At 65.3% G+C, this 10130-nt stretch carries 12 protein-coding genes; 11 read left to right on the forward strand and 1 reads right to left on the reverse strand.

Translation table 11 applies throughout. From position 1 onward, the window contains the following. Nucleotides 1–546 (reverse strand): lyase family protein (locus AC629_RS40260; RefSeq protein ID WP_245332156.1); only part of this gene is annotated, 546 nt, incomplete at its 3' end. 224 nt (nt 547–770) lie between these two features. Here AC629_RS40260 and AC629_RS40265 point away from each other — a divergent pair. The 11 genes from AC629_RS40265 to adhP all read left to right on the forward strand — a co-directional run bounded on the left by AC629_RS40265 (nt 771) and on the right by adhP (nt 9921). Then, the gene (locus tag AC629_RS40265) at nt 771–1217 is read left to right on the forward strand and encodes an SRPBCC family protein (protein WP_084810223.1); all 447 of its coding nucleotides are present in this window, start codon (nt 771–773) and stop codon (nt 1215–1217) included. A gap of 151 nt (nt 1218–1368) precedes the next feature. After that, nucleotides 1369–1854, forward strand: a complete 486-nt coding sequence (locus AC629_RS40270) for a (2Fe-2S)-binding protein (RefSeq protein WP_084810224.1) — start codon at nt 1369–1371, stop codon at nt 1852–1854. A 33-nt stretch (nt 1855–1887) separates the two neighbouring features. Next, the gene (locus tag AC629_RS40275; RefSeq protein ID WP_084810225.1) at nt 1888–2694 is read left to right on the forward strand and encodes an FAD binding domain-containing protein; all 807 of its coding nucleotides are present in this window, start codon (nt 1888–1890) and stop codon (nt 2692–2694) included. Between the two features lie 63 nt (nt 2695–2757). Beyond that, on the forward strand, nt 2758–3666 hold the full coding sequence (locus AC629_RS40280) for an AAA family ATPase (RefSeq protein ID WP_084810226.1): 909 nt from the start codon (nt 2758–2760) through the stop codon (nt 3664–3666). Nucleotides 3667–3808: 142 nt separating this feature from the next. Further along, nucleotides 3809–5011 (forward strand): vWA domain-containing protein, encoded by a 1203-nt coding sequence (locus AC629_RS40285; protein ID WP_084810227.1) that lies wholly within the window; start codon nt 3809–3811, stop codon nt 5009–5011. Between the two features lie 10 nt (nt 5012–5021). Next, nucleotides 5022–5345, forward strand: coding sequence for an XdhC family protein (locus tag AC629_RS40290; RefSeq protein WP_025037240.1), 324 nt, complete (start codon nt 5022–5024; stop codon nt 5343–5345). Between the two features lie 2 nt (nt 5346–5347). Further along, nucleotides 5348–6049: an XdhC family protein gene (locus tag AC629_RS40295; protein WP_084810228.1), complete on the forward strand. Its 702-nt coding sequence runs from the start codon at nt 5348–5350 to the stop codon at nt 6047–6049. After that, on the forward strand, nt 6046–7650 hold the full coding sequence (locus tag AC629_RS40300; RefSeq protein WP_084810229.1) for an NTP transferase domain-containing protein: 1605 nt from the start codon (nt 6046–6048) through the stop codon (nt 7648–7650). Before AC629_RS40295 ends, AC629_RS40300 begins: the two co-directional genes overlap by 4 nt. A gap of 198 nt (nt 7651–7848) precedes the next feature. Next, the gene (locus tag AC629_RS40305) at nt 7849–8238 is read left to right on the forward strand and encodes a DUF4189 domain-containing protein (protein WP_084810230.1); all 390 of its coding nucleotides are present in this window, start codon (nt 7849–7851) and stop codon (nt 8236–8238) included. Nucleotides 8239–8343: 105 nt separating this feature from the next. Beyond that, nucleotides 8344–8754, forward strand: a complete 411-nt coding sequence (locus AC629_RS40310) for a DUF2000 family protein (protein WP_084810231.1) — start codon at nt 8344–8346, stop codon at nt 8752–8754. A 141-nt stretch (nt 8755–8895) separates the two neighbouring features. Next, complete coding sequence (gene adhP / locus AC629_RS40315; RefSeq protein WP_084810232.1) at nt 8896–9921, forward strand: alcohol dehydrogenase AdhP; 1026 nt, start codon at nt 8896–8898, stop codon at nt 9919–9921. Nucleotides 9922–10130: the final 209 nt, after the last annotated feature.

The raw sequence follows: 10130 nt of genomic DNA on the forward strand, positions 1-10130 counted from the left end.
GGCCGCGCCGCCGAATTGCAGCGCGAGGCCCTCGCGGGAGAGCTGCCGCAGGCGGCAGCGGGCGCGGGCAAGGCTTGCGGCATACTCGGCGGCTTTCAGCCCGAACGGCATCGGCAGCGCGTGCTGCAGCCAGGTCCGCGCCACCATCGCGGTGTTGCGATGGCTGCGTGCCAGCGCGGCAAAGCCCTTGATGGCGCGGCTGAGGTCGGCATCCAGCGCATCGATGCCGGCGCGAAGCGTGAGCATGGTCGCGGTGTCGATGACGTCCTGGCTGGTCGCGCCCCAATGCACGTAGCGCGCAGCCTCCGCATCGGCCTTCGCGACGTCAGCGGTCAGCGACTTGACCAGGGGGATCGCGAGATTGCCGGACCGCGTCGCGGCCTCGGCCAGCGCAGCCATGTCGAAGGTATCAGCCTTGCAGGCGGCTTCGATCGGGGCGACCGCAGCCGTGGGAATCACGCCGGTGGCAGCCTCGGCCCGCGCCAGAGCTGCCTCGAAATCGAGCATGTTCTGCAGGGTGGACCGGTCGTCGCAGATTGCGCGCATGGCCGCGCTCGACAGCATCGGCGCGAGCAGGGGGGGAGAGGGCTGTGCTCATCTTGCGCGGGACCTAATCACCATGCCGCGGCTGTGCCAATCCCAAACCGTCCGCACAAGACTTTTTGCAGTTGCGAATATGCATTGCACGTGACCGGGGGGCGCCCTTTCCTTTGCGTCCTTCGTGCGTTACTTGAGCAGCATTATAGTGATGAGATCTCGGGAGGCGCCCCATGGCCATGACAATGAACGGCGAAGTCCAACTTCCGGCGTCACGCGAGGCCGTGTGGGCGAAGCTCAACGATCCCGAGGTGCTCAAAGCCTGCATCCCCGGCTGCGAGGAGCTGGAGAAGACCGACGACGGCGGCTTCCGCGCGACAGCGAAAATGAAGGTCGGCCCGGTGTCGGCGCGCTTCAAGGGCAAGGTGATGCTGAGCGATCTCGACCCGCCGAACGGCTACAAGATCTCCGGTGAAGGGGAGGGCGGGGTAGCCGGCTTCGCCAAGGGCGGCGCTGCGGTCAAGCTCGCGGAGAAGGACGGCGGCACGCTTTTGTCCTACGACGTGGAAGCGCAGATCGGCGGCAAGTTGGCGCAGCTCGGCCAGCGCCTGATCAACGGCGCCGCCAAGAAACTGGCCGACGAATTTTTCGCGAACTTCGCCAAGGCGGTACAGGGCTGAAGGCCCAGTACCTTTCGTATAGCGCCTTTTCGGCATGGCGCCTTGCGTCCGGGGCGATGTTGCCCCCGGGCATAATGGCCCATATGATGGGTTGGAATAATTATAAGAACCGCTTCGACGGGACCCGTCGGGGTGCTGATAGAGAGTGCTTATGGCAAAAATCTCCCTGATCGTGAACGGCAATCCAGTCACGGCCAATGTCGATCCCCGCACCCTGCTGGTGCAGTTTCTGCGTGAGCATCTGCGGCTGACCGGCACCCATGTCGGCTGCGACACTTCGCAGTGCGGCGCCTGCGTCGTGCACCTGGATGGCAAGGCCGTGAAGTCCTGCACCACGCTTGCCGTGATGGCCGACGGCCACGAGGTCAAGACGATCGAGGGGCTGGCCGCAGACGGCGCGCCGCTGCATCCGATGCAGGAGGCCTTCCGCGAGCACCATGGCCTGCAGTGCGGCTTCTGCACGCCCGGCATGATCATGACCGCGATCGACATCGTCCATCGCAAGGGCCACGAGCTCGACGACCATACCATCCGCGAGGAGCTTGAAGGCAATCTCTGCCGCTGCACCGGCTACCAGAACATCGTCGCCTCGATCTCCGCCGGCGCGAAGGCGATGGCGAAATCCGACCTCGCGTAAACCGCGCGCGCATTCCGCGATCAGGACACCCTCATGTACGAATTCAAATATCATCGCCCCGGGACCGTGCGGCAGGCAGCCAACCTCCTGGTGAAGAACGAAGACGCCAAGGTGATCGCCGGCGGCCACACGCTGATTCCCGTCATGAAGCAGCGCCTCGCCAGCCCGCCGCATCTGGTCGACCTCTCCCACATCGAGGGGCTCAATACGATCGAGATGAAGGGCCGCTCGCTGGTGATCGGCGCGACTGCCAAGCATGCCGAGGTCGCAAGCTCCGCCATCGTCGGTGAGGCGATCCCGGCGCTCGCCAGCCTTGCCGGCCAGATCGGCGATCCCGCCGTGCGCCACAAGGGCACCATCGGCGGCTCGCTCGCCAACAACGATCCAACCGCGGACTATCCGGCTGCGGTGCTCGCGTTAGGGGCGACCATCGTCACCAACAAGCGGCGCCTCAAGGCCGAAGAGTATTTCCAGGGCCTGTTCTCGACCGCGCTGGAAGCTGACGAGATCATCACCAAGGTGATGTTCCCGCTGCCGAAGAAGGCGGCCTATATCAAGTTCCGCAATCAGGCCTCGCGTTATGCGTTGGTCGGCGTGTTCGTGGCACGGCGTCCGTCGGACGTGCGGGTCGCCGTCACCGGCGCTGGCTCCGAAGGCGTGTTCCGCGTCACCGCGTTCGAGGAGGCCCTGAAGAAACGCTTCTCGTCGAAGGTGCTGGAAGGCATTGAGGTGCCGGCGGAAGGCCTCAACAGCGACATCCACGGCAGCGCCGAATATCGCGCGCACCTCATCGGGGTGCTGACGCGGCGCGCCGTCGATGCCGCAAACGCCAAGGAGTGAGTGATCCTCACGATTTGGCCCAATACTTGCCCCCGGTGAGGGCGTAGCGAGACTGGCTCTTTCATGACTTCAGTTGCCCTCCCGGCATCGGTCGATGCGATGCTCGAACTTCTGACTTCGCGCGGTTACCTCGCGGAGCGATCGCTGGCGACGGTGGCCTACCTGTCACTGCGCATGGGCCGGCCGCTGTTCCTGGAAGGCGAAGCCGGCGTCGGCAAGACCGAGATCGCGAAGGTGCTGTCGGCAGCGCTGGGACGGAAGCTGATCCGCCTGCAGTGCTATGAGGGCCTCGACGTTTCCTCTGCGGTCTATGAGTGGAACAGCGCCGCGCAGATGATCGCGATCCGGATGGCGGAAGCCGCCGGCGACACCGATCGCGAGCAGCTCTCGAGCGACATCTTCGCCGACCGCTACATGATCAAGCGGCCGCTGCTCCAGGCGCTTGAGCCCGACGTCGCCGGCCCGCCGGTGCTGCTGATCGACGAGCTCGACCGCGCCGACGAGGCGTTCGAGGCGTACCTGCTCGAAATCCTCAGCGACTTCCAGGTCACGATCCCCGAATTCGGCACCGTGAAGGCGCCGAACCCGCCGATCGTCATCATCACCTCCAACCGCACCCGCGAGATCCACGATGCGCTGAAGCGGCGCTGTCTCTATCACTGGGTCGACTATCCCTCCGCCGACCGCGAGCTCGCGATCGTCAAGACGCGCGTGCCCGGCATCTCCGCAAAGTTGTCGCAGCAGGTCGTGCGCTTCGTGCAGGCGCTGCGCAACCAGGACTTCTATAAATCGCCGGGGGTTGCCGAGACCATCGACTGGGCCACCGCGCTGTCGGAGCTCGACGCCCGCTCGCTGACCCCGCAAGTGGTCGGCGACACGCTGGGCGCGCTGCTCAAGTACCAGGACGACATCACTCGGATGCAGGGCGACACCCTGCAAAAGGTGCTGAAGGAAGCGACCAGCGAGAATTAGTTTCGCGTCACAACTACTCCCGTCATTCCGGGGCGACGCGCAAGCGTCGAGCCCGGAATCCATAACCACGATCGGGAGTATGGATTCCGGGCTCGCGCCCAAGAAGGCGCGCCCCGGAATGACGAGAGGATGGATACCGGCCATGGCCATCAACCACCTGGCGCCTGACAAGACCGAGCAGTTCGCCGACAACATCGTCGGCTTTGCCCGCGCGCTGCGTGCGGCGGGGATGCCGGTCGGGCCGGGTGCGGTCATCGATGCCATGAGCGCGCTGCAGGTGATCGACATCGGTAACCGCGCCGACGTCTTCACCACGCTGGAGGCGATCTTCGTCAAGCGCCATGAGCATGCGCTGATCTTCAAGCAGGCTTTCAACCTGTTCTTCCGCGCCTCGGAAGAGTGGAAGCACATGCTGGATTCGGTGCCGCTGCCGGAGCAGGCCAAGAAGAAGCCCCAGGCCGGCTCGCGCCGCGTGCAGGAGGCAATGTCGCAGCCGCGCATGACGGAAACGCCGCAGCACCAGGAGCAGGATCTGCGCCTGTCGGTCTCCGACAAGGAAATTCTTCAGAAGAAGGATTTCGCACAGATGAGCGCGGCCGAGATCACAGAGGCGCTCCGCGCGATCGAGCGGATGCGGCTGCCGCAGGCCGAGCTTCTGACGCGCCGGCACCGGCCCGATCCCCGCGGCCTGCGTCTCGACCTGCGCCGCACGCTACGCGCCTCCCTGCGCACCGGCGGCGAGATCATCGACATCCATCGCCTCGGGCGGATCGAGAAGCCGGCGCCGATCGTCGCGCTGCTCGATATCTCGGGATCGATGAGCGAGTACACCCGCCTGTTCCTGCATTTCCTCCACGCCATCACCGACGCGCGCAAGCGCGTCTCGGTGTTCCTGTTCGGCACCCGCCTCACCAACGTCACCCGCGCGCTGCGCCAGCGCGATCCCGATGAGGCGCTGGCGAGCTGCTCGGCCTCGGTGGAGGACTGGGCCGGCGGCACCCGCATTGCGACCTCGCTGCACAACTTCAACAAATTGTGGGCACGGCGCGTGCTCAGCCAGGGCGCCATCGTGCTCCTGATCTCCGACGGGCTGGAGCGGGAGGCCGATTCCAAGCTCGCGTTCGAGATGGATCGGCTGCACCGCTCCTGCCGGCGGCTGATCTGGCTCAACCCGCTGCTGCGGTTCGGCGGCTTCGAGGCCAAGGCGCAGGGCATCAAAATGATGCTCCCGCACGTTGACGAATTCCGGCCCGTGCATAATTTGAGTTCGATCCAGGAGCTGATCACCACGCTCTCCCAGCCGCTGCCGCCGCATCACCGCAGCTTGATCCGCTCCGCAGCTTGAGAGGTAGGCCATGCTCGATCGCGACGAGGATATCCTGAAGGCGGCGGAGGACTGGCAGAAGGCCGGCCGAGGCGTTGCGCTCGCTACCGTGGTGGAGACCTGGGGTTCGGCGCCGCGCCCGGCGGGCTCGAGCCTCGTCATCAACGACGAGGGCACGTTCCTGGGCTCGGTCTCCGGCGGCTGTGTCGAGGGTGCCGTGGTCACCGAGGCCATGGATGTGATCCAGAGCGGCAAACCCAAGATGCTGGAGTTCGGTGTGGCCGACGAGACCGCCTGGAATGTAGGGCTGTCCTGCGGCGGCACCATCCGCGTCTTTGTCGAGAAGGTCGGCTAGCCGTGAAACTCGAGATCCTGCACGAACTCAATGCCGAGCGCGCCGCGCGCCGGCCGGTGATCCTGGTGACCGACACCGAGAACGGCGAGCAGCGCCTGGTGAAGGCGAAGGATTTTGCCAAGGATCCCTTGCGGGCTGAACTCGACAAGCAGCTTCGGATGGGCAAGAGCGGCAATGTCGAGGCCGGCGGCAAGAAGCTGTTCCTCAACGTCTATGCACCGACCGCAAAACTCGTCATCGTCGGCGCGGTCCATATCAGCCAGGCGCTGGCACCGCTGGCGCGCTCGCTCGGCTACGACGTCACCGTCGTCGATCCACGCACCGCCTTTGCAAGCCCCGAGCGCTTCCCCGACATTCCCCTGGTCGCCGAATGGCCCGACACGGCGCTGCCGCCGCTCAACGTCGATGCCTACACGGCTTTCGTCGCGGTGACGCACGATCCGAAGATCGACGACCCCGCGCTGCTCCACGCCTTCGAACGCAACTGCTTCTATATCGGCGCGCTCGGCTCGCGGAAGACGCACGCTAAGCGCGGCGACCGGCTGCGGGCGCAGGGCGCCAAGGAAAGCGACATCGCGCGCATCCACGCGCCCATTGGTCTCGCGATCGGCGCGGTCTCGCCGTCCGAGATCGCGGTGGCGATCATGGCCGAGATCACGGCGGTGCTCCGCCTGCCTCCAAAAGAAAAAGAAGAAGCGGCATGAAGTTTGGCCCGGCGAGTCCCAAGGATGCAATCGGTGGGGTGACCGTCCACACCCTGCGCCAGGGACCGCTGGTGCTGAAGAAGGGCACGACCATTGGCCCTGCCGAGGTCGAGGCGCTGACGCGCGCCGGCGTCAAGGACGTCGTGGTGGTGCGCATGGAGGAGGGCGACGTCTCCGAGGACGTTGCGGCCGCCAGCATCGCGCTCGCCGTCGGCGGCGAGGGCATCCATGTCGAGCGCGCCTTCACCGGCCGCGCCAATCTGTTCGCGGCGCGTCCCGGCGTGCTGGTGATCGACCGCGAAGCGGTCGACCGCATCAACAATATCGACGAAGCCATCACCTTTGCGACGCTTACCGCCTTCAAGCCGGTGGTCGAGGGCGAGATGGTCGGCACCGTCAAGATCATCCCGTTCGGCGTCGAAGGAAATTTGCGCGATGCCGCGGTGAAGGCGGCCGGCCGCGATGTACTGAAGATCGCGCCCTACGTCATCAAGCGCGTCGGCGTGGTGTCAACGCTGCTGCCGGGCCTGTCGTCCAAAGTGATCGACAAGACCCTGCGCGTCACCGCCGAGCGGCTCGCGCCGGCCGGCGCCGGCATCATCGCCGAGCGGCGGGTTCAGCACGACGAAGGCGCGCTGTCGGCCGCGATCAAGGAATTGCTCGGGCTCGGCGCCGAGCTCGTGATCGTCTTCGGCGCCTCTGCGATCGCCGACCGCCGCGACGTGATCCCCGCGGCCGTCACCGGGATCGGCGGCGAGATCGAGCATTTCGGCATGCCGGTCGATCCCGGCAATCTGCTTCTGATCGCCCGCGCCGGCGGTGTACCGGTGCTGGGCGCGCCGGGCTGCGCGCGTTCGCCGGTCGAGAACGGCTTTGACTGGGTGCTGATGCGGCTCCTTGCCGGCATCAAGGTGACGCGCTCAGAGCTGATGGGCATGGGCGTCGGCGGGCTCCTCATGGAGATCGTCACGCGGCCGCAGCCACGCGCTCAACCCGAGACCGAAGGCAACAGCCAGGTCGCGGCCATCGTGCTCGCGGCGGGGCGCTCGACTCGGATGGGTGGGCCGAACAAGCTGCTCGCCGAACTCGACGGCAAGAAGCTGGTGCGCCTCGCGACCGAGCAGGCCCTCGCTTCGAAGGCATCCGAGGTGATCGTCGTCACCGGCCATCAGGCCGAGCTGGTCGAGCAGGCGCTGCAAGGATTGAAGGTAAGGTTCGTCCGCAACCCGGATTTCGCCGGCGGCATCGCAAGCTCGGTCAAGGCCGGTGTCGCGGCGGTGCCGGAAAGCTGCGACGGCGCCCTGGTCTGCCTCGGCGACATGCCGCTGATCGATGCCGGCCTGATCGACCGCCTCATCGACGGCTTTGCGCCGGACCGCGGCAATCTCATCGTCGTTCCGGTCAGCGAAGGCCGTCGCGGCAATCCCGTGCTGTGGTCGCGCCGCTTCTTCAAAGAGCTGATGACACTCGACGGCGACATCGGCGCGCGCCACCTGATCGCGAAGCACGCCGAGGCCGTGGCCGAAGTGCCGGTCGACGGCGAGAGCGCGTTCCTCGACATCGACACCCCACAGGCGCTCGAAGCCGCAAGACGCGGATGACGCTGCCCTAGGGTGGCAAAGCGAAGCGTGCCCACCAATTTTCGATAGTCGCGTGGACAGATGGTGGGCACGGCGCTTCGCGCCTTTGCCCACCCTACGGCAGCGCGCAATCGTCCGTTTTCAACCACCCGTTCACCATCTGGAAACGACCGCCGCTTAGTGTCGCCTCCACCTGCCTTGGGGGGAGGGGTTTTTTCCATGGCTTCGAATGTCGTCGCGCGCCGTTGCGCGATGTTTTGCTTTGTCTTGTCGGTTGTTGTCACTGGCGCCCGTTACATCACCGAAGCCCATGCCGCTGGCGCCTTTGCGGTCGGAAAGTGCGGCGCTTATGGCCAGGCCTTTGATTATGGCGCCGAGCACGAGGCGCGCGCTGCGGCGCAGAAGCAGTGCAAGGGCGCGTGCACGACCGTGACGATGAAGCGCGCCTGCGCGGCGATGTCGGTCGATCTCGCCAATCCCTGCGGCGCCTATGGCTACGCCGTCAAGCCGAAGATATCTGCCTCGCTCAATGCCGCCACGCGCGAATGCTACAAGTACGGCGGCAAGGAATGCGTGATCCGCGCTTGGGCCTGCGACGCCAAGGGCTGATTCCAGAAGCGCTGATTCCTCTTGCTGTCATTCCGGGGCGATGAGACGGTACCGCGCGAAGCGCGGACCGGAGCATCGAGCCCAAAATAGCTGTCGAGGATATTCATGCAGTTCGACACCAAGATCGCCGTCGTGATCCGCACCGATCTTCAGGTCTGGCAGAAGCTCAACGTCGCCTCGTTTCTCACCAGCGGCATCGCCGCTGCGTTTCCCGAATGCATCGGCGAGCCGTATGAAGACGCGTCGGGCACGAAATATCACGCGCTGATCGGTCAGCCGATCCTGATCTACGGTGCCGACGGTCCGGCGCTGTCGCGCGCGCTCGACCGGGCGCTGACGCGCAACGTCGCGCCGGCGGTCTATACCGAGGACATGTTCAGGACCACGCATGATGCGGCCAATCGCGAAGCGGTGAGGGCCGTCGCGGGCACCGATCTCAATCTCGTCGGAATCGCAATGCGCGCCGAGCGCAAGGTGATCGACAAGATTGTCGATGGTCTGAAGTTCCATAGCTGACGCGGCGTCCACTTAGCCTGCGCCGTCACGGTCCTGTCATCATGGCGTCCGTGGCGCATAAATTTGCGTTGTTTGACTCCAATCAAGGGAGTGCCGCGCGGCATCGCTAGTCTGCTCCACGTATTGCAATGGAGCAGACACATGCCGACCATGAAAGCCGCAGTCGTCAAAGAATTTGGCAAGCCGCTGGTGATCGAGGACGTTCCGGTGCCGCAGCCCGGTCCCGGTGAGGTTCTGGTCAAGGTGAAAGCGTGCGGCGTCTGCCACACCGATCTGCACGCAGCTTCCGGCGACTGGCCGGTGAAACCGGTTCCCCCCTTCATTCCCGGACATGAGGCCGCCGGCATCGTTGCTGCACTCGGGCCCGGCGTGAAGAATCTGAAAGTAGGAGACGCGGTGGGCGTCGCCTGGCTGCACGATGCGTGCATGTCGTGCGAATATTGCGAGACCGGCTGGGAGACGTTGTGCGAGCACCAGCACAACACCGGCTACAGCGTGAATGGCGGCTTCGCCGAATATGTCATCGCCTCGGCTGCCTTCGCGGCAAAACTTCCGGCGACGGTCGATTTCGCCGCCGTCGCGCCGATCCTGTGTGCCGGTGTTACCACCTACAAGGGTTTGAAGGAGACGGACGCGCGGCCCGGCGAGTGGGTCGCGATATCAGGCGTCGGCGGGCTCGGCCACGTCGCGATCCAGTACGCCAAGGCGATGGGCTTCAAGGTCGCGGCGATCGATATCGCCGAGGACAAGCTCAAGCTCGCACGAGAGACCGGTGCCGATCTCGCGGTCAACGCGCTGGAGGCCGATGCGGTGGACAAGGTCGTGGCGGCCACCGGAGGTGGGGCGCATGGCGTGCTGGTGACGGCGGTCTCGACCGCCGCCTTTGCACAGGCGCTGAAGATGGTGCGCCGGAAGGGTACCGTCAGTCTCGTCGGCCTGCCGCCGGGCGAATTCCCGACGCCGATCTTCGACGTCGTGCTCAAGCGGATCACCGTGCGCGGCTCCATCGTCGGCACCCGCCGGGATCTCGCCGAAGCCATCGCATTCGCCGCCGACGGCAAGGTGAAGGCCGAGGTCGCCAAGGTGCCGCTCGCTGCGATCAACGACGTCTTCGACCGGATGAAGGCCGGCAAGATTGACGGCCGCATGGTGCTCGATTTTGGCTAGAGCGTTTTCGAGCGAGGTGGATACCAGTTCGCGTAAAGAAAACGCGTCAAAACAAGAATCTAGAGCCCCGTTCCGATTCCATCGGAACGGAAAAGGCTCTAGCAGGCTGTTGAAGAAGTCTTGGAACGGCGCGCGATGAACGGGATGTTGTCGCCGTTGAGGAGACAAATCTCCCCTTCGAGTGAGCCGTCATCCTGCAGTTCGGCCCA

Origin of the sequence: Bradyrhizobium sp. NAS80.1, from assembly GCF_001908205.1 — a bacterium.
GTDB lineage: Bacteria > Pseudomonadota > Alphaproteobacteria > Rhizobiales > Xanthobacteraceae > Bradyrhizobium.